Source organism: Devosia sp., assembly GCF_017307565.1.
Taxonomy (GTDB): domain Bacteria; phylum Pseudomonadota; class Alphaproteobacteria; order Rhizobiales; family Devosiaceae; genus Devosia.
Genome location: NZ_JAFKHD010000318.1, coordinates 1 through 25097, shown reverse-complemented (window position 1 = coordinate 25097; position 25097 = coordinate 1). Strand labels below are relative to the sequence as shown.

The 25097-nt window shown below is 62.7% G+C and carries 21 protein-coding genes; 18 read left to right on the top strand and 3 right to left on the bottom strand.

Going from position 1 to position 25097, the window contains the following annotated elements; genetic code table 11:
• Positions 1–1830: 5'-3' exonuclease H3TH domain-containing protein (locus J0I64_RS10675; protein ID WP_291407959.1), on the bottom strand; the 1830-nt coding region annotated here is incomplete at its 3' end.
• 147 nt (positions 1831–1977) lie between these two features.
• On the opposite strand from J0I64_RS10675, the gene cfa reads away from it, so the two are divergent.
• The 6 genes from cfa to J0I64_RS10645 all read left to right on the top strand — a co-directional run bounded on the left by cfa (position 1978) and on the right by J0I64_RS10645 (position 7071).
• Positions 1978–3096, top strand: coding sequence for a cyclopropane fatty acyl phospholipid synthase (gene cfa, locus J0I64_RS10670; protein WP_291407957.1), 1119 nt, complete (start codon positions 1978–1980; stop codon positions 3094–3096).
• A 95-nt stretch (positions 3097–3191) separates the two neighbouring features.
• On the top strand, positions 3192–3761 hold the full coding sequence (locus J0I64_RS10665; protein ID WP_291407955.1) for a TetR-like C-terminal domain-containing protein: 570 nt from the start codon (positions 3192–3194) through the stop codon (positions 3759–3761).
• A complete protein-coding gene (locus J0I64_RS10660) occupies positions 3758–4915 on the top strand; it encodes an SGNH/GDSL hydrolase family protein (protein WP_291407952.1) in 1158 nt (385 codons plus the stop codon). The genes J0I64_RS10665 and J0I64_RS10660 overlap by 4 nt, the downstream gene beginning before the upstream one ends.
• Before the next feature lie 187 nt (positions 4916–5102).
• On the top strand, positions 5103–5447 hold the full coding sequence (locus J0I64_RS10655) for a phosphopantetheine-binding protein (RefSeq protein ID WP_291407950.1): 345 nt from the start codon (positions 5103–5105) through the stop codon (positions 5445–5447).
• Positions 5444–6646 (top strand): beta-ketoacyl synthase, encoded by a 1203-nt coding sequence (locus J0I64_RS10650; RefSeq protein WP_291407948.1) that lies wholly within the window; start codon positions 5444–5446, stop codon positions 6644–6646. Before J0I64_RS10655 ends, J0I64_RS10650 begins: the two co-directional genes overlap by 4 nt.
• Before the next feature lie 155 nt (positions 6647–6801).
• Positions 6802–7071 (top strand): hypothetical protein, encoded by a 270-nt coding sequence (locus tag J0I64_RS10645; protein ID WP_291407946.1) that lies wholly within the window; start codon positions 6802–6804, stop codon positions 7069–7071.
• A gap of 63 nt (positions 7072–7134) precedes the next feature.
• Here the strand turns inward: J0I64_RS10645 and J0I64_RS10640 are convergent, their stop codons facing one another.
• Entirely contained in the window at positions 7135–7704 is a 570-nt protein-coding gene (locus J0I64_RS10640; protein ID WP_291407962.1) for a GcrA family cell cycle regulator, read from the bottom strand.
• A gap of 366 nt (positions 7705–8070) precedes the next feature.
• On the opposite strand from J0I64_RS10640, the gene J0I64_RS10635 reads away from it, so the two are divergent.
• From J0I64_RS10635 to J0I64_RS10580, 12 genes are all read left to right on the top strand, one after another.
• Positions 8071–9270 carry an aspartate aminotransferase family protein gene (locus tag J0I64_RS10635; protein WP_291407944.1) on the top strand — a complete coding sequence of 400 codons (1200 nt, stop codon included), beginning with the start codon at positions 8071–8073 and terminating at the stop codon, positions 9268–9270.
• A gap of 182 nt (positions 9271–9452) precedes the next feature.
• Positions 9453–10385: an ornithine carbamoyltransferase gene (gene argF, locus J0I64_RS10630; protein WP_291407942.1), complete on the top strand. Its 933-nt coding sequence runs from the start codon at positions 9453–9455 to the stop codon at positions 10383–10385.
• A 168-nt stretch (positions 10386–10553) separates the two neighbouring features.
• Positions 10554–11555, top strand: a complete 1002-nt coding sequence (locus J0I64_RS10625) for an Hsp33 family molecular chaperone (protein ID WP_291407940.1) — start codon at positions 10554–10556, stop codon at positions 11553–11555.
• 124 nt (positions 11556–11679) lie between these two features.
• On the top strand, positions 11680–12381 hold the full coding sequence (locus tag J0I64_RS10620) for a LuxR family transcriptional regulator (RefSeq protein WP_291407938.1): 702 nt from the start codon (positions 11680–11682) through the stop codon (positions 12379–12381).
• Between the two features lie 229 nt (positions 12382–12610).
• Positions 12611–13249 carry an acyl-homoserine-lactone synthase gene (locus tag J0I64_RS10615; RefSeq protein ID WP_291407936.1) on the top strand — a complete coding sequence of 213 codons (639 nt, stop codon included), beginning with the start codon at positions 12611–12613 and terminating at the stop codon, positions 13247–13249.
• 9 nt (positions 13250–13258) lie between these two features.
• A complete protein-coding gene (locus tag J0I64_RS10610; protein ID WP_291407934.1) occupies positions 13259–15079 on the top strand; it encodes a glycosyltransferase in 1821 nt (606 codons plus the stop codon).
• Positions 15080–15120: 41 nt separating this feature from the next.
• Entirely contained in the window at positions 15121–15627 is a 507-nt protein-coding gene (locus J0I64_RS10605; RefSeq protein WP_291407932.1) for a DUF2937 family protein, read from the top strand.
• Between the two features lie 89 nt (positions 15628–15716).
• Entirely contained in the window at positions 15717–17120 is a 1404-nt protein-coding gene (gene ahcY, locus J0I64_RS10600; RefSeq protein ID WP_291407930.1) for an adenosylhomocysteinase, read from the top strand.
• A 464-nt stretch (positions 17121–17584) separates the two neighbouring features.
• Positions 17585–19972 (top strand): PAS-domain containing protein, encoded by a 2388-nt coding sequence (locus J0I64_RS10595; protein ID WP_291407928.1) that lies wholly within the window; start codon positions 17585–17587, stop codon positions 19970–19972.
• Entirely contained in the window at positions 19973–20392 is a 420-nt protein-coding gene (gene tsaE, locus J0I64_RS10590) for a tRNA (adenosine(37)-N6)-threonylcarbamoyltransferase complex ATPase subunit type 1 TsaE (RefSeq protein ID WP_291407926.1), read from the top strand. It begins immediately after the preceding gene.
• Positions 20393–20597: 205 nt separating this feature from the next.
• Positions 20598–23270 carry an EAL domain-containing protein gene (locus J0I64_RS10585; protein ID WP_366933735.1) on the top strand — a complete coding sequence of 891 codons (2673 nt, stop codon included), beginning with the start codon at positions 20598–20600 and terminating at the stop codon, positions 23268–23270.
• Positions 23271–23347: 77 nt separating this feature from the next.
• A complete protein-coding gene (locus J0I64_RS10580; RefSeq protein WP_291407924.1) occupies positions 23348–24379 on the top strand; it encodes a Gfo/Idh/MocA family oxidoreductase in 1032 nt (343 codons plus the stop codon).
• Here J0I64_RS10580 and J0I64_RS10575 read toward each other — a convergent pair.
• Positions 24369–25097, bottom strand: a 729-nt coding sequence (locus tag J0I64_RS10575; RefSeq protein ID WP_291407922.1) for a YihY/virulence factor BrkB family protein, incomplete at its 5' end; no start/stop codon positions are given. The genes J0I64_RS10580 and J0I64_RS10575 overlap by 11 nt on opposite strands.

Below are 25097 nucleotides of genomic sequence, written 5' to 3'. Positions count from 1 at the left end.
GGCTTCCGCCTCGAAAGCGGCGGCGCGCTGGGAGAAGTCGCCCGAGAGGCGGGCAAGAATCTGGCGATCGACGGTAATGCCGCGGGCTTCCATGCGGGCGAGCACCGGGGCGAGGGGGCGTTCGAGCGTTTCGTAGAGCGTCGTGGCATTTTCGGCCGCGAGGCGCGGCTTCAGGATGTGCCATAGGCGCAGCGTGATATCGGCATCCTCGGCGGCATAGCGCGCGGCGGCTGATATTTCGAGCTGGTCGAAGGTTTTCTGGCCTTTGCCGGTGCCAGCGAGCTCGGAAAAGGTTATGGTCTTGTGGTTGAGCCAATGGTCGGCGAGCACGTCCATGCCATTGTAGCGCGGGCCATCGAGCGCATAGGAAATGAGCATGGTGTCGTCGATCGGCGCCATGGAGATGCCGTAGCGCCAGAAAATCTCCATGTCGTATTTGACGTTCTGGCCGATTTTCAGGATCGCCGGGCTTTCGATGACCGGTTTCAGCGCTTCGAGCACGTCGCGAATGGGGAGCTGGCCTTCGACGAGGCCGCCGCCGCCAAGAAGGTCGCCGGGGAGGGCGTGGCCGACGGGGATATAGCAGCCTTCGCCGATCTTGGTGGAGAGGCAGATGCCGACGAGATCGGCCACCTGCGGATCAAGGCCCGTGGTTTCGGTATCGATGGAGACGAGACCGACATCGACGATTTTGGCGACCCAGGCGGCGAGGCGTTCTGGGGTCGTGACGGTTTCATAGTCGTCGTAATTGACCGGAACGGCTTTTACGCGCGCATGCTCTTCGGCGGCAAAGCGGGCGGGGCCGGAGCCGGGCACGACATTGGCGGCGAGCTTTGCCTTGGCGACCGAGAGCGAGGTCGATTTGACCGGGGCGCCGGGGACGGGGTTGTCCTTGTTGGCGGCAAGCTCAGGATCGGCCGTAAAGTCGTCTGGGTTGGCTTCGAGCAGCGTCGCCATGCGCTTGGTGATCGTGGCGAATTCCATTGCCTTGAGGAACGGGAACAGGGCCGAGGGCGCCATGGGCTGGCGGATCAGGCCATCAAGGTCGATTTCGACCGGGACCTTTTGCTCCAGCGTCACGAGCTTTTTGGAAATGCGCGCGAGATCGGCATTGGCGATCAGCTTTTCGCGGCGGGCGTTCTGCTTGATCTCGGTGGCGCGTTCGAGCAGCGTTTCGAGATTGCCATAGGTATTGATCAGTTCGGCGGCGGTTTTGACGCCGATGCCGGGCACGCCGGGGACGTTGTCGACGCTATCGCCGCAGAGCGCCTGCACGTCGATGACCTTGTCGGGCGTGACGCCGAATTTGGTGAACACCTCATCGGGGCCGATCCAGCGCAGCGGCGGCTGGCCGGGGCGGGGGATGGTGTCGAGGAGGCGAATGGAGCCATCGGGCTCGACGAGCTGCATCAGGTCCTTGTCGGACGAGGCGATGGTGACCTTCCAGCCGGCATCGCGGGCCATCACGGCATAGGTCGCCATGATGTCATCGGCTTCCCAGCCTTCCATTTCGATGGAGGGGATGGAAAAGGCGCGGGTGGCCGAGCGGGTCAGCGGGAATTGCGGAACGAGTTCTTCCGGCGCCGGCGGGCGCTGGGCCTTGTAGTCGGGATAGAGGTCGTCGCGGAAGGTCTTGCCCTTGGCGTCGAAAATGACGGCCATGTGGGTGGGCGCTTCGTCGGCGTCCATGTCCTGCGTGAGCTTGAACAGCATGTTGCAGAACCCCTGCACGCAGCCGACCGGCAAGCCATCGGACTTGCGGCTGAGTGGCGGCCAGGCGTGGAAGGCGCGGAAGATGTAACCCGAGCCATCGACGAGCAGCAGATGCATGAGACGATTCCCTTTCAGTCCGGGCGGGACTTTACCGGCTCGTGAACAAAGAGTGTACCCGGATTTTGCGCGGCTTGTGCGAGGGCTTGATCGTCAATCAACGATGGAGGTAACCTTGCCGCATTGCCGACCCCTCCTGGTGTTGCCATGTCCAGTTCTGCCAAGCACTTCGTCACCGACCGGCTCAAGGCCATCGGTATGGAAATCAACGGCCCCGCGCCGTGGTCGCCGCAGGTTCACAATGAGCGACTATGGGCGCGATTGCTGCGCGATGGCACTCTGGGGCTGGGCGAAAGTTTTATGGATGGCTGGTGGGATGCGGAGGCGCTCGATGAGTTCCTCTTCCGCCTCGTCAGCAGCAATGTCCAGGATGCTTTCCCTAGGGATCTGGCCGTCATGTGGAGCCTCGCCAAGGGGCGCCTGCTCAATCTCCAGCGCCTGCGGGTAACCGAGGTCGGAGAAAAGCACTATGACATCGGCAACGATCTCTATGCCGCCATGCTCGACAGCCGCATGATCTATTCCTGCGGCTATTGGCAGGACGCTGCCGATCTCGAAGCGGCCCAGGAGGCCAAGCTCGACCTCATCTGCCGGAAACTGGGCCTCGCGCCCGGCATGCATATCCTCGACATCGGCTCGGGATGGGGCGGGTTCCTGAAATTTGCGGCCGAGCGATATGGTGTGTCCGGGCTCGGCGTCACGGTCAGCAAGGAACAGGCGGCGCTGGCCAATGAACGGAGCCGGGGACTGCCCGTCGAAACCAGGCTCCTCGACTATCAGGCGCTCGACGGCCAGTTCGACCGGATCGTCTCGATCGGCATGTTCGAGCATGTGGGTTACAAGAACTATCGCGCTTTTTTCGAAAAGGCGGCGCGTCTGCTCAAGCCCGATGGGCTCTTTCTGCTCCACACCATCGGCGGCAATCTGTCCACGACCCATGGCGATCCCTGGAGCGAAAAATACATTTTTCCCAATGGCATGCTGCCTTCCGTCCCCCAGATCGGCAGGGCTCTGGAAGGCCGTTTCGTCATGGAGGACTGGCACAATTTCGGTGCCGATTACGACCGGACGCTGCTGGCCTGGCGCGACAATTTCGATGCCGCCTGGCCGGCGCTGCAGGGGGAGAAGTATGACGAGCGGTTCCGGCGCATGTGGCGCTATTACCTTTCGAGTTTTGCCGCCACGTTCCGCGCCCGCAAGATCAACCTCTGGCAGGTCGTACTCTCACCCAAAGGCGTCGCTGGCGGATATAGCAGCATTCGCTGACGTTCTCATCGCCGGTTGGGTGTGATGATAGCCGCTTGCCGTTTCGCTAAAACTAATGGTATTAGGGAAAAAACTAATAACATTAGGAATTGAATATGCCGCGCGCGGGACTTTCGCGGGAAAAGCTGATCCAGGCTGGAGCCGCCCTTGCCGATAGCGAGGGATTTTCTGCCCTCACGCTGGCGGCGCTGGCTCGCCAGTTCGATGTAAAGCTTGCCAGTCTTTATTCCCATGTGCGGAACTCGGATGACCTCAAGGCCGGCGTCGCCCTGCTGGCGCTCGACCTTCTAGCGGATCGGGCCGATGAGGCTGTCGTGGGGCGCGCGGGCAAAGAGGCGGTGGCGGTGCTGGCCGATGTGCATCGGCGCTTTGCTGGAGAACATCCGGGGCTGTTCGAGGCGGCGCGGTTTCCGCTTTCGATAGAGCAGGCGGCGGGTAGCGGCGGCGTGCGGCTGGCGCGGACCATGCTCGCGGCCTTGCGCGGCTATGGGCTTTCCGAGGCCGATCAGGTGCATGCGGTGCGGCTACTCGGTTCGTTCTTCCTTGGTTTTTCGCTGCTCGAGCGCGGCGGCAGTTTTGCCCATAGCCAGCCCGAGCCCGATCTTTCCTGGCAGCGCGGGCTCGATGCGCTCGACCTGACGCTCCAAAGCTGGATGAGAAAATGAAGACCTTTGCCATTACGGCCGACCTGCTCTTCGGCGCGCAAGAGCTGGAGCGGACCGAGACGGGTTTGCAGCCACATCGCCTGCCGGCCGGCGCACGAAAGCAGAATGAGGATGCCGGGTTCTCCATGGCGGAGCGGCAGCCTTCGGGTGTCAGGCTCAAATTCAGAACGACGGCGAGCTTAGTTGAAATGGACGTATTGCCGACCAAGCGCGTCTACACCGGCATGCCAGCGCGGCCTGATGGAGTTTTTGATCTCAGGATCGATGGCGAACTCGTGCAGCAGAAAACTGCGCTCGGCGGGCGGATCATGCGCATCGGCATGGCGCCGCCTTCCATGGTATTGGAGCCGGGCGAGGTTCAGCTGTTGCGGTTCGAAAACCTGCCCGTACGAGAAAAGCTGGTCGAAATCTGGCTGCCGCATGATGAGATGCTTGAGCTTGTGGCGCTGCGGGCGGATGCCGATCTCGTCCCCGTCGCGCCACAAAAAATCTGGCTGCACCATGGTAGCTCCATCAGCCAGGGCTCAAATGCCACTTCGCCTACCGGCATCTGGCCGGCGGTGGCGGCGACGTTGGGTGATGTGGATCTGGTGAATATGGGCTTTGGCGGCAATGCGCTGCTCGATCCGTTCACGGCGCGGGCGATGCGCGACACGCCTGCCGATCTGATCAGCCTCAAGATGGGCATCAACCTCGTCAATGTCGACCTCATGCGGATGCGTGCCTTTGGGCCGGCTCTGCACGGCTTTCTCGATACGATCCGCGAGGGGCATCCCGAAACGCCGCTGGTTGTGGTGTCGCCGATCTACTGCCCGATCCACGAGACGACGCCCGGCCCTTGCCAGTTCGACTTTGCCGCACTGGCGGAAGGGCGCCTGCTGTTCCGCGCCGAAGGCAATGCGGAAGAGGCGGCGCGGGGCAAGCTGACGCTGGTCGCCATTCGCCAGAAAATGCAGGAAATCATCGCTCAAAGGGCCGCCAGCGACCCCAATATCCACTATCTCGATGGGCTCGAGCTTTATGGTCCTGCCGACAATGCCCAGCTGCCCCTGCCTGATGCACTGCACCCGGATGGGGCTGTGCATGCGCTTATCGGGCAGCGTTTCGCCGGGAAAGTGTTCGGGGACATTTTCTCTGCAAACGGAATGAGCTGACGACTTGTTGGCAAAGCAGGCCCACTTCTGCTTGCCGTAACTTCAGCACCAGCCTATTGACCGTGTGAACGCGCCCGGCGACAGTATTGTGATCGTGGCGCTCGGTGCCGCCGATATATATACCTGAGGCCCCGGCATTTGCGGTTTCCGCATCACGGACTCAGGCGGATTTATTTGAGGAGCTATCATGAGCGAAACGGGTACCCCCGCTTCTACCCCCCGCGCCCTGCCGTCGGATGATGTCCTGCGCGAAGAAATCATCCAGCTGATCATGTCCGAACGCAATGTCGAGCGCGAAAAGCTGGTGCCGGAAGCCAGCTTCCGTTCGCTGGGCTTTGAATCGCTCGATGTGGTCATGCTGCTCATGGGCATCGAAGAAAAGTATGGCATCTATCTGCCGATCGACGGAGAGCTGAGCACCGTTGAAACGCTGTCCGAGCTGCTCGACCTGCTCGTGGCGCGCATCAAGACGGCCGAACCGGCTGCTGCGGCCATTGCGCCCAAGGCTGCCACCGGGGGCGCTGCACAGTGAGCGTGCCGGTTGCCATCACCGGCATGGGCGCTGTCACGGCTGCCGGCATGGGCGTCGATGCCCTCTGGCAGGCTGTGCGCAATGGCGAGGCCAAGGTTTCGCGCCTCGATGGCGACGAATTTGCTCGCAGCCACGTGCGGATCGCGGCGCGCTCGCCGTTCGATATGGCGGCGCATTTCTCGCCCAGCCAGCTGCGCACGCTTGATCGGTTCTCGGGCCTTGCCATTGCGGCAGCCCAGGAAGCCATTACGGCCGCCAAGGCCGAGCCCCGCGAATGGGGTGATCGCGTCGCGCTGATCATCGGCACCGGTATTGGCGGCATCGAGACCACAGCCTCGATGTATGGCTCCTTCACCGCCGGCACGCGCGGCGATCCGATGGCGATCCCCAAGATCATGCCCAATGCCGCGGCCTGCCAGGTCGCCATGGCTTTTGGCATCACGGGCACCTTGCTGGCGACAGCGGGCGCCTGCTCCTCCTCGGCCCAGGCCATTGGCCTCGGTCTGCAGCTGATCCGCGCCGGTATCGTCGACCGCGCCATTGTCGGCGGCACGGAAGCCATGGTCATTCCGTCCTCGATGCTGGCCTGGGAAATGCTGCGCGTGTTGACGCCGACTGCGCAGCGTCCCTTCTCCAAGGGTCGCGACGGCATGATGATGGGCGAAGGCGCCGGCGTCATGGTGCTCGAGCGGCTTGATCTCGCTGAAGAGCGCGGCGCGCCGATCGTCGGCATGCTGCGCGGCTATGGCACGACCAGCGACGCCAAGGATCTGCTGCGCGCCGATCCCGTCCGCTCGTCCGCGGCCATCAGCCAGGCGCTTGCAAGTGCTGGGCTCACGCCCGCCGATATCGCTTATTGCAATGCCCACGGCACGGCGACGATCGCCAATGACGTAGCAGAGGCCGAGGCGCTGTCCCTGGTTTTCGGCAGCGGCATGGACAAGCTCGCTGTTTCCTCGACCAAGCCCATCCATGGCCACCTCATCGGCGCCGCCGGCGCGGTGGAAGCCATCGTGACGGTCAAGGCGCTGAACGAGGGGATTGCTCCCCCGACGATCAACTTCCTCGAGCCCGATCCGGCCATGCACCCGATCAACTGCGTGCCCAACACGGCTCAGTCGATTTCGGGCCGCATCGGCATCAGCAATTCCTTCGCCTTTGGCGGCATCAATTGCTCACTGGTGCTCTCGGCCGCCTGACGCGGTCCTTGCTTCCGAAAAAAAAAAGGCCCCGCGCGCCTGCGCCGGGGCCTTTTGCTTTTCGGCCATCCGTGAAGAGGGAAATGCGGGCGCGGCGCAACCACCGACAGTTCGGCACGTTGGGGAAAGATCGAGGTGCTGTCGTGGAGGACGAAGTGGCTCTCTATCAAAAGCCGGACCGGATCAGGTGGGAGCAGCTGACCCTCGCCGAGCATGTGGTCATGCTGGCCATGACGGTGGCACCGCAGAAGGAAGTCGACTGGCAGGTGTTGCGCGCCATCTGCTTCCATGGGCTCGGCGTGATCACCCCACACGGACTGAAGCTTACCCATTTTGGCCGCAGGGTCATCGCCGAGCGACACGGCCTGCCTGTCGTCATCGGCCGGGATCCCAATGCGGGCAAACTGGCGCTCGATGCGATGTGAACGTGACCGGAAAACAAAAAGGGCGCCTTGCGGCGCCCATTTGTTTGGAAGGCGCTGAAGGGATCAGCGCTTCTTCTTGTCCAGCTGGTGATAGGCCCGGCGCGAGTGGAACTCGCAATAGGGGCCGGTTTCGAGGCTGTGCTGGCCGCAGAAATAAAAATCCTTGGTCAGCGGATCGCCGATCGGCCACTTGCAGGTGTGCTCGTTGAGCTGCAGCAGGCTGAGGCGCTTGTCCTCGGGAATGAAGAGTTCCTGGCTTGCCGGCGCGACATAGAGATCGGGCTCGATATCGGGCGTGATGGCCAGCGCCGTTGCACCCATGACCTGCGGGCGCGGCATGGACGGGCGCGGCTTGGCAGCAGCGGAAATAGTGCTGGCACCGGCAGAAATGCTGGGGCCTGCGGGACGGCGCGGCGCCTGACGCGGGGCGGGGCGGGCGCGCGGTGTGGTATTGGTGGGCTTGGCACGGGCAGAAAGTTTGAGGCGGTGCACCTTGCCGATGACGGCATTGCGCGTGACGCCTTCGCCCAACTCGCCGGCGATCTGGCTGGCGCTGAGGCCCTCCATCCAAAGCTTCTTAAGAAGCTCGACGCGCTCGTCGGTCCAGCCATTCGATTGCGCTGAGGTAACCATCGTCAACTTAGAATCCTTTTCTGTGCCGCCAAAGTGGCCTGGCAGCCTTTTCGACTCTACAGCTCGTATGCTGAGTGGGTCCGCCACACGATATCTCGTGTTCCCCAACGGGTTAGACACTACGCCATGGCAGGAATCGGGATCAAGAGTCGGGGGCATTTTCCCCCCAAAAATCAGTGGTTAATTTTTCGCTAACAATCAATGAGTCAAATCAGGCACTTGGGCCGGAGAGCGTTGACTTCTCGGGTGAAAAACGCCTAATTCTTCCCGCGAAACGCGCTGCCAAGGGGGCGCGTTTTTGATTTGTGTGGCAGCTTTGCCACGGTTTTGCATACCACCCTCCCGAACCTGAAAGGGGAGCCTCCCATGTCTGCGCTCTATGGCACCTACGCCCGTTCCGAACTCTCTTTCGAGCGCGGCGAAGGCATGCGCCTTTTTGACCAGCATGGCCGAGAATATCTCGACTTTCATTCGGGCGTTGCCGTGAATGCCCTGGGTCATTCCGACCCGCACCTGGTAAGCGCGCTCAAGGCTGCCGCCGACAAGGTGTGGCACACGGCCAATACCTTCACCATTCCCGAGCAGGAACGGCTGGGCCAGCGGCTGGTCGATGCTACCTTTGCCGACTCCGTCTTCTTTACCAATTCGGGTGCCGAGGCGCTCGAATGCGCCATCAAGACGGCCCGTCACTATTTCTGGGCCAAGGGCCAGGCCGACCGCTATGAAGTGATCGCCTTTACCGGCTCCTTCCACGGCCGGACCCTGGGCACGATCGCGGCCGGCGGCAATCCGGACTACCTGCAGGGCTTTGGGCCCGCAACGCCAGGCTTCAAGCACGCGACCCCCGGCGATCTCGATAGCGTCAAGGCGCTGATCTCGCCCCAGACCTGCGCCATCCTCATCGAGCCCGTGCAGGGCGAGGGCGGCGTCACCGCCATGTCGAGCGAGTTCATGCAGGGCCTGCGCGCCCTTTGCGATGAGCACGACATGCTGCTCATTCTCGACGAAGTGCAGTGTGGCTTTGGCCGCACCGGCCGCTTCTTTGCCTATGAGTGGTCGGGGATCACTCCCGATATCGTGGCCGTGGCCAAGGCTATCGGCGGCGGCTTCCCGCTCGGTGCGTGCCTGGCCAAGGGCGATGTCGCCGCATCCATGGTGCCGGGCACGCATGGCTCGACCTATGGCGGCAATCCCCTGGCGACGGCCGTCGGCAATGCCGTGCTCGACCGTATCCTCGCCCCCGGCTTCATCGACAATGTCAACGCCATGGGCCAGCGCCTCAGCTGGCACCTGCAGCAGCTGGCGCAGAAATATCCCGATCACGTGCTCGAACTGCGCGGCAAGGGCCTGCTGGCCGGCATCAAGATAGCAACGCCCGTGCGTGACATGGTGACCCGTCTGCGCGACGACCACCACATCCTGACCATGAGCGCCGGCGACAACGTGCTGCGTCTCCTGCCGCCCCTGATCGTCTCCGAGGCCGATATCGAATTGGCCATGGAAAAGCTGTCTGCCGCCTTCGACGCCATCGAGGCGGAAGCGGCAGCCGCTCCAGCGGCGAGCTGATTGTCATGTTGACGTTTTATCACTTTGGGCGTCGCCGACGCGGTTTGTTCCCTCCGCCCTGCTGAGGCCGGGTGCCTTCCGGATACCTTATCCACTTCCGGGAGGCAGGCCCTTGGGGCAGAGTGCATAACTGCGGCTGCGGCCGCTACAATTTAATAAGCGTCAAAAAAGGAACCCGGCCCATGTCAACGACCGGTACCCCCAGGCATTTTCTTTCCATCGATGATTTTTCCTATGCCGAACTGCGCGGCATGCTTTCCCAGGCAGGCGCGCTGAAGGCACGCCTCAAGGACGGCGATCGGCCACTTCTCCTCAAGGACAAGGTGCTGGCCATGATCTTTGAGCGTCAGTCGACCCGTACCCGCGTTTCCTTCGACGTCGGCATGCGCCAGCTCGGCGGCGAGACCATCATGCTTTCCGGCCAGGAAATGCAGCTGTCACGCGAAGAGACCCTCGCCGATACCGCCAAGGTAATGAGCCGCTATGTCGATGCGATCATGATCCGCATCCTCAGCCATGCCGATCTGCTTGAGCTTGCAGAGGGCGCCACGGTGCCTGTTATCAACGGCCTGACCCGTCGCGCGCATCCGTGCCAGATCATGGCCGATCTCATGACCTTTGAAGAGCACCGCGGCAATATCAAGGGCGCCAAGGTCGCCTGGGTTGGCGACAGCAACAATGTGCTGCACTCCTGGGTCAACGCGGCCGAGCTGTTCGAATGCGAGCTGACCATTGCCGTGCCGGACGAATATTCGCCCGAAAAGGACCTGATGCAGGACATCAACCGGGCCGGCAAGTACGTAAAGCTGATCGAGGACCCGCGCGAAGCCGTCGAGGGTGCCGATCTCGTCATCGCCGACACCTGGGTGTCCATGGGCGACGTCGATGCCGCCGAGCGCCGCCGGGTCTTGAAACCCTATCAGGTCAATACCAATTTGATGGGCTTGGCTGATAAGAACGCCCTGTTCATGCACTGCCTGCCCGCCCATCGCGGCGACGAGGTGACCGACGAAGTGATCGATGGTCCCCAGTCGGTAGTGTTCGACGAGGCCGAAAATCGCCTCCATGCCCAGAAAGCCATTTTGTGCTGGGCCTTCGGGGTTGAAACGAACTAGGCGCGTTCTCGCGCCGCCGTTCCTCGCAAAACAAAGTCATCCCCGCGAAAGCGGGGATTTCCGCTTTGGCGGACATAGTGGCTTGGCGGGAATGGTGAGTGGCGCGTTTCGCTCCCGGGGCGTAGCCTCACCCGAAAGCCTGATTGAATGACGACGGAACCGACGACCATGACTGACAGCTTCCTTTCCGCCATGGGCCTCGATCGCCCCGAGACCGGCGACGATGCCGTGGTGCCCTTCACCCTCGAAAAGCTCGATACGCGCGGCCGCATCCTGCATCTTGGCGCCTCGCTCGATGCCATTCTCTCGCGCCACAATTATCCCGCCCCCGTTGCACGCCTCCTCGGCGAAGCCGTGGTGCTGACTGCGCTTATCGGTTCGTCGCTGAAGTTTGAAGGCCGGCTGATCATGCAGACCCAGACCGATGGTCCGGTGAACCTGATCGTCGTCGACTTCGAGGCGCCCGATGGCATGCGCGGCTATGCCCGCTTCGACCACGACATGGTGGTCAAGGCGGCCGAAGAAGGCCGCACGAGCCCGGCCGACATGCTCGGCAAGGGGCACCTTGCCATGACCATCGACCAGGGGCCGCATACCGAGCGCTATCAGGGTATCGTCGCTCTCGACGGCAATAGCCTTGAAGAGGTGGCGCATACCTATTTCCTGCAGTCTGAGCAGATCCCGACCCAGGTGCGCCTGGCCGTGGCGCAGATGTCGGTCAAGGGCGATCATCGTCCGCGCTGGCGCGCCGGCGGCATGCTGATCCAGCATCTGCCCGAAAGCGGTATTGCCCGCATGGCCGACCTGCCGGGCGATGGCGATTTCGACAATCCCGAGACCCGGGACCCCGCATTCAAGGAAGCCGATGGCTGGACCGAGGCCCGCGCCATGCTTTCGACCGTTGCCGATGTCGAATTGGCCGATCCCGACGTCTCGCCCGAGCGGCTATTGTTCCGTCTCTATCACGAGACCGGCGTCCGGGTGTTTCCGGCGCTGCCGCTCGAAGAGCGCTGCACCTGCTCGGCCGGCCGGATCGAGGAAATGCTGGCCAACAACTTCTCGGACGAGGAGCGGGCCGACATGGCAGTCGATGGGGAAATTGAAGTCGTTTGCGAGTTTTGCTCGGCTGCCTACCGATTTAATCCGCATCAGTTCCATGTAAAGCACTAAATGCCACGCATGCCGGACATCGAAGAACTCGATTTCCGGCATGCCGCTTGCAAATATTTTCGACCCTCGGCAAAATTGCTGCTCTGAAGCAAGCGGGGGACTGCTTCCTTTGAACGCCGACCTGATGTCTACCATCGAGACCTTGCAGGGGCAGGAGAGCCCCGAGGGTGTTCGTGCGGTCGTACTCGCCACTATACGCGACTATGGCTTCGAAAAATTCATCATATCGGGCCTCCCTGATCGAGGGGTCGACGTCCGGCCTTTCGTGCTGCTCTCGGGTTGGGACCCGGAATGGTATCAACGCTATACCGGCCTGGGCTACGTTCATCTCGACCCGGTGGCGCGCAATTGCTTCACCACGACTTTGCCTTTTGACTGGTCGTCGGCTCCCTATGACCGCGAAGCCGATCTGCCGGCGGCGCGGGTTATGGACGAGGCGCGTGATTTCGGCATGGATCAGGGTTTCTGCGTGCCGGTGCATCTCGAAGGGGGCATGCAGGGGGTCGTTTCCCTCGTCGGTCGCACCGACTGGCTCAACGAGAAAGAGCGTCTCGAATTGCACATGCTGGCGCTCTACGCCCATGGGCGGCTGCGCTTTCTCAATACGATGGGCGTCGACGGCCGGCGTCGCGCGATCACCCCGCGCGAAGCGGAAGTGCTCAAATGGGTCGCCATCGGCAAAACGGCCTCCGAGATCGCCGATATTACCGGGCTGAGCGCCCGAACGGTCAATCAGCATTGCGAGAATGCGCAGAAGCGTCTGGGCACCAATAATCGCCTGCATACGGTGGTCGAAGCGATCCGCCACAAGCTCATCGCGCTCTAGCTGTCACGGCCAGAACTGGTAGCGGCCAGCAGCGGGTTCAAGACCGTTCTGTTTTAAGCTTTCATACTGACACGAAAGGAAATTCTGACACCGAATCCCCAAAAAACGGCGCGCTATTGTGCCGTGAACTTCCCGCGACGCTATTGGGAGATTTCCTGATTTCCGATGCTTGCGGGACCGTGCCAAATGCATGCGCTGTGCAGGCTGCTTTGGGGGCAAGGTGATGCAAGTGCATATCGTCCGAGCGCCGGTGAGCGAGGGGATGCGTCCCCTGATGGAGGAGAATTACCGCCTAAGACACAAGATTTTCGTTGAGCTGCAAGGCTGGGACGCTTTGCGGCGTTCGGATGGTCGCGACGTCGATGCGTTCGACAACGAGGATGCCACTCATATCCTGGTGACGGATGGTGGCGAACTCGTTGGCGGCTCGCGCGTGACCCCGCTCAACAAACCAAACTTGCTGCAGACAGTCTTCAACGGTCTTTTGCATGGATCACTCCCCGCCGACCCTTCGCTTGGGGCCGATTGGACGCGCTTTTATGTGCGACCCGATCGACGCGAAGGTCGGAGGCGCTCACCGGAGTCTGCAGCCCTTTTCTGCGCGATGATGGAATATGCCCTCGCCGAGGGCTTTTCCTTCGTCACATTCGTTTCCTCGCTGTCCATGGTGGAGCACGGCTCCAGCGTGGGCTGGAGGATTACCCCGCTCGGGGCCCCCGCCACGGTCGACGGCAAGGCCACTGTCGCCGCCTGGATCGAGGTATCCGAGCAGGCCCTGTACAATGTGCGGCGGGCCACCGGGATGAGCGGAGCGCTCATCCCGGCCTCTGCGCTGCGACGGAGACAGCTCGGGGCGATATCGGCCTGAGGCCGCGCCATGCCGCGTGCCTTCAAACTCATGCAAGCCATCGTTGGGCCGGACGGCGACGAAGCCGTGGCGAGGCGCCTGCTCGAAGATGCCTTGCTGACCGACGTCGATCCGCTGTTGCATGCGGCTTTCTCGCTCAATATCGACATCAACACCGCGCTCGAGCGCGCGGCCGTATCCTTGGGCCTTGCCTATTTCGAGACCGTGCCAGCGGGCAGCCGCTCGGCGGGCTCGCTGCGCCTCGAACGCCTCGCCGACGTGCATTTCGTCCGGGCGACGACCCTTGGCGAAGAGGTCGCCTATGCCGCGCCCGATTTTAACGGATTGATGCGCCTTGGCGCGGTCAACGATACGGATCCCGCCCTGACCCGCAGACTCTGTATCGTCCCTTCTGCGGCGCTTCGACAATATCTCGCCAGTGTCGCGGCGCCGGATTTGCTGGTGGCGGCAAGACAGGCGCTGGTGCGCAACTGGCCGACAGCGACTGCCGGCCTCGAGCTGACTTTGGCTGTTCGTATTGGCTTTGCCGCGGCAGTCATGCTGCTGGTCGTCACGCTTTTGGCGCTGCCTTTCCTCGCGGCTGCCTGGTTGATGCCGGTTTGGGCCACCATCATGTTGCTGCCGGCTCTCGTGCGCCTCACTGCTTTTTTCATGCCCAACCGGGCGACGGCGCCCGAAGAACGCGTCGATGCGCAGGACTTGCCGATCTATTCGGTACTCGTGCCGCTGCGCGATGAAGCCGAGATGGTCGAGCAACTCTCCCGCGTCCTCGGAGGGCTCGACTATCCCGGCCATCGCCTCGACATCATTTTTGTCGTCGAGCAGCGCTCGCCGAAAACGGTGGAGGCCGTCCGCCGGCACCTGGGCAATGCGCGCTTCTCGCTGGTCGAAGTGCCGCACTCCATGCCGCTGACCAAGCCCAAGGCGCTCGATTTCGCGCTGCCCTTCTGTCGCGGCGAGTTCGTCGTCGTTTTCGATGCCGAGGACCGTCCCGAGCCGGGTCAATTGCGGCAGGTGGTCAACCAGTTCCGTCGGGCGCCGCATCTCCATTGCATTCAGGCCCGCCTTGTCATCGCCAATGGGGGCAAGGGCGGGTTGCCGGCGCTCTTTGCCGGCGAATATGCGGCGCTCTTTTCGGTCTTCCTGCCGGCCCTCGGTCGTTGGGGCGTGGTGATGCCGCTGGGCGGCACCTCCAATCACTTCCGCCTTGCGAGCCTCCGCGCCGTCGGGGGCTGGGACGCCTACAATGTCACCGAAGACGCCGATCTCGGCGTACGTCTGGCTCGACGGGGCTTTGCCTGCGGCACCAGCAGCGCCGCGACCCTCGAAGACGCGCCGGAAACTCTCAAGATCTGGATGGGACAAAGACGGCGCTGGATGAAGGGATGGATGCAGACGGTCATCGTTCATAGCCGTCATCCCCGGCAGTTGATCCGCGATCTCGGCTGGTGGCGCTTTGTCATTTTCGAAATCGTGGCGCTGGGCATGATCCTTTCGCCGCTCCTGCACACGGGCTTTCTGCTCGTCTGCATGGGCGCCATGGTCATGGGACACCTCGAATTGCTGCGGCTCGATCTCTGGACGGTAAGTTGCCTCTCGGTCTTCGTGCTGGGCTATGGCATCGCCTTTGCGCTGCAGATTCTGGGGCTGATCCGCACGGGGCAGGCGCGCCTGATCCCCATCCAGATCTTGCTCCCGGTCTATTGGATCGCCATGGCCTGGGCGACTTTGCGGGCTTTGCTCGATTTAACCCTAAAACCATTTCATTGGATCAAGACCGTGCATCGCCCCGTTTCTGACACCCGCCGCAGGCAGGTTGCCGCCGAATAGCGGGTCGTGCAGTGTGACGTGGTTGCAGGGGAGGCGAAGGCATGCGGCGCTTGGTGGCCAGTGTCGGTGGTGTGGGGCTCGCGGTGATGCTGAGCCAGTTCCCCGAATATGCGCAGCAATATACCCAGCGCCTCGGTGGCGCCGTGGACGAGCTGCGCGTGGTGACCGAGGATTTCGACCGCGCCGCCAATGATGCCGGTCTCGACCGCAGCGGGGCCCTGCAGCGCTATCAGGCCTCGAGCGACGATTTTCTTGCTGACCGGGGCGAGAGCATGGAGCGCACCTTCGTGCGCTACGACCTCCTGAGCGATACCCTGCGGAAAATTCAGGGCGCCGATCCCATCGAGCGCTTCAAGAACCTGCCGTCCTTCCTCGATACCGATATCGGCCGTCGCACGCTCGAAAATTACCAGCCCGCTGTGCCTGTCACCATGGAAGGGCTCTTTTATGCCGCCGGCGGGTTCGGGGTGGGCTACCTGGTTCTCTCCGCGCTTATCCGCTTCTGTGCGCTGCCATTTCGGCGTCGGCGCTACGTCTATCGTTCATAAGACATAAACATACCTTTATATCCCTGGTTGAATGCGGGAGCGTGCTTGCGTATAGGAAGAGCAAGAAAAAATTCTTCCGGAGACCGAGCATGACCCGTCAACCGACCGACTACGCGGTCAGGGACATTTCACTGGCCGAATTCGGCCGCAAGGAAATCCAGATCGCCGAGATCGAAATGCCGGGCCTGATGGCAATCCGCGAGGAATATGCCGCGGCCCAGCCGCTCAAGGGCGCGCGCATTGCCGGCTCCCTGCACATGACCATCCAGACCGCCGTGCTCATCGAGACGCTGGTCGCCCTCGGCGCCGAAGTCCGCTGGGTCTCGTGCAACATCTTCTCGACCCAGGACCATGCTGCTGCGGCAATCGCCGCCGCGGGCATTCCGGTCTTCGCCCACAAGGGTGAGACGCTGGAAGAATACTGGGATTTCACCGACCGCATGATGGACTGGGGCAATGGCCTCACCCCCAACATGATCCTCGACGATGGCGGCGACGCCACCATGTACATCCTCAACGGCGCCAAGGCCGAGAAGGACATTTCCGTTCTCGCCAAGCCCGGCAACGAGGAAGAGGAAATCTTCTTCGCGACCATCAAGCGTCGCCTCGAAAAGAGCCCAGGCTTCTTCGCCAAGATCCGCGACGCCATCCGCGGCGTTTCGGAAGAAACCACCACGGGCGTGATGCGCCTCTACCAGCTGCACGCCAAGGGCGAGCTGCCGTTCCCGGCCATCAACGTCAATGACTCGGTGACCAAGTCCAAGTTCGACAACAAGTACGGCACCCGTGAATCGCTCGTCGACGCCATCCGTCGCGGCACCGATGTGATGCTAGCCGGCAAGGTCGCCATCGTTTGCGGCTATGGCGATGTGGGCAAGGGTTCGGCTGAATCGCTGCGTGGCGCCGGCGCCCGCGTGCTCGTCACCGAAGTCGACCCGATCTGCGCCCTGCAGGCCGCCATGGAAGGTTTTGAGGTCGTCACCCTCGAGGAAGCAGCGCACCGCGCCGACATCGTCGTCACCGCCACGGGCAACCGTGACGTCTTGATGGTTGACGACATGCGCAACCTCAAGGACATGGCTATCGTCTGCAATATCGGCCACTTCGACAACGAAATCGACGTTCTTGGCCTGCGCAACTTCAAGTGGACCAACGTCAAGCCGCAGGTTGATCTCATCGAACAGCCCAACGGCAAGCGCCTGATCCTCCTCTCCGAAGGTCGCCTCGTGAACCTCGGCAATGCCACGGGTCACCCGAGCTTTGTCATGTCGGCCTCGTTTGCGAACCAGACGCTCGCCCAGATTGAACTCTGGACCCAGGGCGAAAAGCTCGAAAAGAAGGTGCACGTTCTGCCCAAGCACCTCGACGAAAAGGTCGCCGAACTGCACCTGGCCAAGCTCGGCGCCAAGCTGACCAAGCTGACCAAGACCCAGGCCGACTATATCGGCGTCAGCGAAAACGGCCCGTTCAAGTCGAACGAATACCGCTACTGATCCCCCGGGGATTGATTTGGAAGAGGGGCTCGCTGCGGCGGGCCCCTTTTTCTTTGGGCTCTACCTGAGGACGAATCGGGCGCGGCAATTTGCCTGCGCTGCGCCGGAAACCCCGCGCGTCCAGCCGCAATTGGCGCGAATGGTTAACAAATCGTTTCTAGTTCGTTCTCGGTCAAGCGCTTCCTTCGCGCTTTGCCCGCAAAGCACAGCCATAAGGACTCTTTTTCCCGATTCCATGCATCGCTATGGTGGGGCGAATCGGTTGGCGGGGGACACGCGACCGGCTCGGGGGCTCCAGGAAATCCGCAAGCGGATTCCCGCGTTGGCGTCTCTTTCATGTGCACGCGTACCGGCGTTCCGCCGGACTTGCAGCGAAACATAAGAAGCGAGGGTAGTCTATGGCGCCGGATCACTTCCGGAAGCGTTGGGGATTCGCAGTTATTGCGTCTGCTCCACTCACCCTGATGACGGCTGTCCCAGCCTTCGCACAGGGCGCTTCTACGGCAAATCTGGGCGGTATAGTTCACGTCGCGGTGGTGCTTGGCGCGGGCGGTTTTGCCCTCGTCGCCGTCACGGCGCTGCGCCGCATCCTGCGCGAGGGCCGGCTGGCCCAGCGCAAGGCCAATGCCCAGATCGCCGATCTGCGCTCCCAGGTCGATGACTACGAAAATCTCATCGGCGGCAGCCGCGAGCTGACCGTCATCTGGCCCGAACAGCCGGGCCTGCAGCCGCGCCTTCTGGGCCAGGCCGCCGCCGTTCTGCCGCCCGGGCGCCAGCCGCAAAGCGTGATGAATTTCGACACCTGGCTTTCGGGCAGCGAAGCCGATCGCCTCGCCTCGCTCGTTGAAAAGCTGCGCGTCGAGGGCCGTCCCTTCAGCGCCAGCGTCAGCGCGCTCGATGGCCGCCTGATCCGCGCCACTGGCTGGCTGGCCGGCGGTGGCGCCGCCATCCGCCTGCGTCCCGCTTTCCTGCAGCCCGAAGCCGATACCGGCGCCCGCACCACCGATGATCGCGACAGCGTCCTGGCGCTGCTCAGCCTTCTCAACAAGCCGGCCTTCCTGCGCGATGCCGGCGATCGCCTCGTTTATGTCAACGACGCCTATCTCGAGCTCTGCCGCGTGCTCGGCAAGCCGGTCAGCCCCGATACGCCAGCCGAGCTGCTCGATACCAAGCAGTTGCAGGCGCATCTGGCCGATTGCCGCAATAGCGACGAGCCGGTGCGCCAGCCGGTTACACTCGGCAAGGCCGGTCAGTTCGAACTGGTCGACGTGCCGGTTTCCGAAGGGCGCGCAGGCTATTTCAGCCCCCTTGCCAAGAGCGATGCGGAAGTGGCCGGCGAAATCGGCTTTGCCCACATTGCCGGCATCATCGATGCGCTCGCTACCCCCATCGCCATCTTCAATGCCCGCCGCGAACTCGTGCAGTTCAATCCGGCCTATGCCGCGCTCTGGAACCTTGATCGCAAATTCCTGACACCGGGCCTCGACGAGCGCGCCATTCTCGACAAGCTGCGCACCGAGGGCATGCTGCCCAATCAGGTCGACTACCACACCTGGCGCGCCAAGCACCTCGAGAGCTACAGCCGCAAGGCCCCATTCGAGGCCGACCCCTGGCATCTGCCCGATGGCCGCACCGTCAAGGTGATCTCGGCACCAGCCGGGACCCAGGGCGGCGTCATCTATGTCTTTGAAGACCTGACCGAGCGCCTCGAGCTGGAATCGGCCAACAAGGCCATGACCAATGTGCAGCGCGAAACCATCAACGCGCTCTCCGAGGCCGTGGCCGTGTTCGGCACCAATGGTCGCCTGACCCTGTCCAACCCGCGTCTCTCCGCGCTCTGGAAGCTGCCGATGGGCACGCTCGGCGCCAATCCGCATATCGACCAGATCGCTGACGCCTCGGGCCAGGTGCTGCAGGATGGCGCCAAGATCTGGCACGATCTCAAGCGCAACATCATCGACCTCAACCCCACGCGCACCGACAAGGCCGGCCGCATCGAGCGCACCGATGGGCGCCTGCTCGACTATGCCACCACCCGCCTGCCGGATGGGCAGACGATGATGACCTTCCTCGATGTCACCGAAAGCGCCAGCTATTCCAAGGTCCTCAAGGAACGCAACGACGCGCTGGTCACCGCCGACCGCCTCAAGGACGCGTTCGTCGAAAACGTCTCCTATGAACTGCGCAGCCCCCTGACCAATATCATCGGCTTTGCCGATCTGCTTGCCGGCACCGAAGGCGACAGCCTCAACGAGCGCCAAAAGGCCTATATCGAATATATCCGCGCCTCGTCGGTGACGCTGGGTGTGCTCATCGACAACATCCTCGATCTCGCCTCGGTCGATGCCGGCATTGCCGAACTCAATCCCGAAGCGCTCAATGTCTCGGTGCTGATCGACAAGGCCCGTGCCGGCCTTTCCGCCAGCTTCCCCGAGGTGTCGGGCAATACCACCAATCTCGTCGTCGATATCGAGCCCAACCTGCCCGAATTCATCGCCGACGGTACCCGCATCGTGCAGGTGCTCTATAACCTCCTTTCCAATGCGGCCCGCTTCTCCCCGCCCGGCGGCCAGATCCGCCTTTCGGTCAGCCATCGTGCCGATCGCATGCTCTTCGTCATCGAAGACGAAGGCCCGGGCCTGACCGACGAGCTGCGCTCCGCCATTCTGACGCGCCTTGATACGCCGAGCGCCGGTGGGCGCCTGCGCGGCGCCGGTCTCGGGCTCTCGATCGTGCGCACCTTCGTCAATCTCCATGGCGGCACGATCTCGGCCGAACAACGCGAGGCGCGCGGCAGCCGCATCATCGTCAATCTGCCGCTCAACAGCGCGCTTGCCGGCGTCGCCGAGTAAATGCAGCGCTTTCTCCCCGACGACGACGCGACGCTGGCCTTCGGCAGCGAACTGGCAAGCCTCCTGCAACCAGGCGATATCGTCAGCCTCGAAGGGGAACTGGGGGCCGGAAAATCGGCTTTGGCCCGCGCCACCATCCGCGCTCTCGCCGGGGATCCCGAACTCGAAGTGCCTTCGCCGACCTTTGCCCTGGTGCAGCCCTATGACACGCCGCGCGGCCCGGTGCTGCATGCCGATCTCTACCGGCTGGGCGATGCCGCCGAGGCCGACGAACTGGGCCTTCTCGACAATCCCGATGGTTTCGTGCTCGTTGAATGGGCCGAACGCGCCGCGCATGTCGCCGACGCCGCCACCGTGACCATTGCCCTTGCCATCCCTCCGGGCGGGCTCGGGCGCAATCTGGTCATGACCCGCCGCTAGGCGCTCAATTACTCTGGCCACATGCGTTCATCTTGCCGCGAACAGCGTCGCTTCCCCTCAATAGCGCGAGGGAGCGCCGCACCGAATGGAGCGTCGCTTTGCCAGATGTTTACCAAGCGTACAATTGCAGGCTGTCGGTAAGGAACTGGTCAATTTCAACGCTCTAGTGTGATCTGCGGCGACCAGTACTGGTCCAGGTAGGCATATGGGCGACATGGTTTTCGGCGGAGGGCGGCAAAAGCAAAGGGACTGGCGGCGGACGAGTTTCCTGCCGGCCCTATTGGCGTTCGCCATCGTCGTCGTTGCGGGTGTCGTACTAGACCGTCAGACGGAAACCATCAGCCAGGAACGCGCCCGCGCCGAGGTGCTGGGTCGCATCTCGATGGTCCGGGCCAAGCTTGAAGGTCATGTCGCCAGCAACGTGCAGCTCGTGCGAGGCCTTGTCGCCGTTGTCGCGACCGAGCCCGACATGGATCAGGCACGTTACGAGGCCCTGGTCAGCAATCTTATCGAAGAAGACAGTCAGCTGCGCTCCGTTGCGGCGGCCCCCAACCTGGTCGTCCGCATGACCTTTCCTCGCGAGGGCAATGAAAAGGCCATTGGTCTCGACTACCGGCGTGCGCCTGGCCAGTGGGAGGCCGTGCAGCAAGCCCTCTTTACCGGGAAGATGGTTCTGGCCGGCCCGATGGAGTTGGTACAGGGCGGAGAAGCTTTCGTCGCGCGGTTCCCGGTTTATACCGATGACAAGGGCTGGCGGCGTCTCTGGGGTGTCATATCCGCCGTCATCGATGTCGATCGTCTCTACAGAGACAGCGGCCTCTACGACCCATCACTGGGCGATCTCGAAATATCCATCACCGGCAGCGACAGCCGTGGGCATGACGGGGACCGCTTTTTCGGCGAGAACCTTACCGCCCGCCAGCCTGTGCTTGTCACAGTGAGCTTGCCGAGCGGCAGCTGGCAAATTGCGGCCATACCCAAGACCGGCTGGCACTCGAATGCGTCCGTCCAGTGGCTTGTACGCCTGCTGATCGTCTTTGCAGGGTGCCTCATCATGCTGCCCTTCATCATTGCCGGTCGCATGATGGGCCAGCGCCACGCCTATATTGCCCAGCTGAGCGCCCGCGAGGCCGAGCTGACCGAACAGACCCAGCGCCTTAACCTGGCGCTAGAAACCTCCAAGGTCGGTCTGTGGGAACTGGACCTCGCAACGGGCGAGGAAGTCTGGGACGCCCGCACCAACGAAATCTACGGCATGTCCGCAGTATCCGGGTATCGCACCCACGACCACTGGCGAAAGGTCGTCCATCCGGAAGATCAGGCGCGGGCCGAGAAAGAGTTCCGCCAGTCCATCCGCAATGGCCGCTATGAATCGGACTATCGCGTCATCCGTCCGGACGGTTCACTGCGCCATGTCCGTTCCATCGGTGTGCTCTATGACGGATCTGGACGCGATGAGCGGGTCATGGGCATCAATTGGGACGTGACCGCCGACGTCGCACTCAGCGATGATCTGCGCCGCGCCAAGGCACTGACCGAGGCGCGCAACACCGAGCTAGAGGCGGCGCGCGTCCGCATTGAGCACAATGCCCTTCATGATAGCCTGACGGGCCTGCCCAATCGGCGTTACCTCGACGAAACGCTGCGCGCCAATGCAGCAGACGGCTTTGGTGGCGCCGGCACGATCGCACTGCTCCACATCGACCTCGACCGTTTCAAGCAGATCAACGACACCCTGGGCCACGCGGCGGGCGATGCCATGCTTATCCATGCCAGCACCGTGTTGCGCCGGTCCTGTCGAGAGACGGATTTCGTTGCCCGCATTGGCGGGGATGAGTTTGTCGTGGTGTCCAGCAATAGCCATGGCGAAGACGGGTTGGCGGCTCTGGCTGGCCGGCTTGTCGAAGCCATGCGCAAGCCCGTCTACCACGAAGGCCACGAATGTCGCTGCGGCGTTAGCGTCGGCATTGCCACGGCCGTGGTCCCCGAGATCGACGTCGAGCAACTGCTGATCAATGCCGATATTGCGCTCTACCGCGCCAAGGATCGCGGCCGCAATCGCTACGAGTTCTTCTCGGCAGCCTTGCAGGCCGAGGTCATCAATACCAAGCGCGTGGCCGACGAAATCCTCAAGAGCCTCGAATCTCAGGATTTCATCGCGCACTACCAGCCCCAGTTCTGCGCCAAGACGCTCGACGTGGTCGGTGTCGAGGCCCTGGCGCGCTGGCGCCACCCCACCCTTGGCCTGCGTGCGCCCGACGCTTTCATGAACATCGCCGAAGAACTCAGTGTCGTCGCCGCCATCGACCAGTCCATCCTCGGTCAGGCTCTTGCCGATCTCGAGCGCTGGGACCGCCTCGGCATCGGCGTGCCGCGCGTTTCGGTCAACGTCTCGCAGCGGCGCCTTCATGACGAAAACCTCGTCTCGACGCTGCGCTCGATGGATATTGCCGATGGCCGCATTGCGTTCGAGCTGGTGGAGTCCATCTATCTCGACGAAAGCGACGGCGTCATTGCCTGGAACATCGAGCAGATCAAGGCGCTCGGCATCGATGTCGAAATCGACGACTTTGGCACTGGCTATGCCTCGATCGTCTCGCTGCAAAAGCTGCATCCGCGACGTCTCAAGATCGACCGGCAATTGGTCGACCCGATCATCACCGAACCCAGCCAGCGCCGGCTCGTGGCCTCCATCGTCGATATCGGCAAGGCCATGGATATCGAGATCGTCGCCGAAGGCGTCGAGACCATGGAACACGCCAAAATCCTGCGCGATCTCGGTTGTGACATTCTCCAGGGCTATGCCTTTGCAAAACCCATGTCGCGCGAGGCGCTCGAAGCCTTCCTCGGCGAACAAAGCTGGCGCCGCGCCAGCTAGAACAGGCGACAAGGCCCGCGAATTTCGCTAAACCCCTCCGTCTATCTTGTATGGAACGGTTCTGGGGGAGATCGGAAATGGCGCTGGGCAGGAAATTCGGGCTGGGTGTGGTCGGCGCCGGCATGGCGGCAAAGCCGCACGCATTGGCGCTCAATGCCCTCAAGGATCGGATCGAGGTGCGTGGCGTCTGGCGGCGCGATCCAGCCTCGCTCAAGGAATTTTGCGACCTCTATGATTTCCCGGCGGCTCAGAGCTACCAAGCCATGCTCGCCGACCCCAATCTTGACGCAGTGCTGATCCTCACCCCGCCCAATGCCCGCGAGGCGCTCGTTGAAGCCGCTGCCGCCGCCGGTAAGCACGTTCTGATGGAAAAGCCCGTCGAACGCACGACCGCCGCCGCCACCCGCATCGTCGAAACCTGTGACAGGGCAGGGGTGACGCTGGGCATCATTTTTCAGCACCGCTTCCGCGCCGCCTCCAAGGCGCTGGCGGAAAGGGTCGCCAGCGGCGAACTCGGAAGGCTCTTTGCCGCCCATCTCGTCGTGCCGTGGTGGCGCCCGCAGCAGGGCTACTATGACAAGCCGGGCCGCGGCAGTTTCGCCCAGGATGGCGGCGGTGTTCTCATCACTCAGGCGATCCATTCGCTCGACCTGATGCTGAGCCTCACCGGCCCGGTCAAGGCCGTCACCGCGCTCGCTGCGACCACCGGTTTCCACCAGATGGAAACGGAAGACTTCGTTGCCGGCGGCCTCGAATTCGCCAATGGCGCCGTGGGTGGCCTGATGGCCACCACGGCCTTCTTCCCCGGCGGCGCCGAAAGCATCAGTCTCAATTTCGAGAAAGCCAGCGCAACGCTGGCCGGCGGCAATCTCAACCTAAAATGGTTTGACGGGCGCGAGGAAAATATCGGCGAGGCCAGCAATTCGGGCGGCGGCGCCGACCCCATGGCCTTTCCATTCGATTGGCACATGGCCCAGATCGCCGACTTTGCCGATGCCGTCGAGGCAGGGCGACAGCCCGTTTCCACCGGGCATTCGGCGCTTGCCGTGCACAAGCTCATCGACGCGCTGATTGCCTCCTCGCGCGAAGGCCGCCGCGTCAGCGTTTGACCGTTTCCTCGCTGGCGGGACGCCCCTTGGCGGCCTCTCCGCCCTTGGCCGGCCAGCGCCCGCCAACGGTGTCGGCGACATAGGCGCCACGCGCGCCCATGGGCCGTGGCGCACCGCTGGTTGAATCCACCGTCGTCTGGTGCTCGATTTCCGAATTGAGCGCCGCGCCCAGAATGACGATGGTCACGGAAAGCCAGATCCAGCTCAAAAGACCGATCAGCGCGCCGAGCGAACCATAGGTGGCGTTGTAGTTGGAGAAATTGGCCGCATACCAGGAAAAGCCGGCCGACATCGCGACGATGCCAAAAGTGGCAAACAGCGAACCCGGCGTGATCCAGCGCCAGCGCGCCTCCGCCCGGCTCGGCCCCCAGCGATAGATGGCCGAGAGCGCGATGATGAGGCTCAGCATCATCATCCCATAGGAGCCGACGCGCACGAGCCATCCATAACCGCCCAGCGCCAGGGTCTGCAGCACCACCGGCACGATCAGCACCACGGTGAGGACAAGGATCAGGAGGGCCAGCGCCCCGAAGACGAAGACCAGGGCGAGAAGATTGATGGCGATGATGTTGCGCTTTTCAGCCTCGCCATAAACGACATTCATGGCCTCAAACAACGCCTTGATCCCCGCGCTCGCACCCCAGAGCGCCACGGCGAGCGAAATCACCAGCGCCAGTCCCAGCCCGCCATCGGTCTGGCTCGTCAGCCGCACCAATTG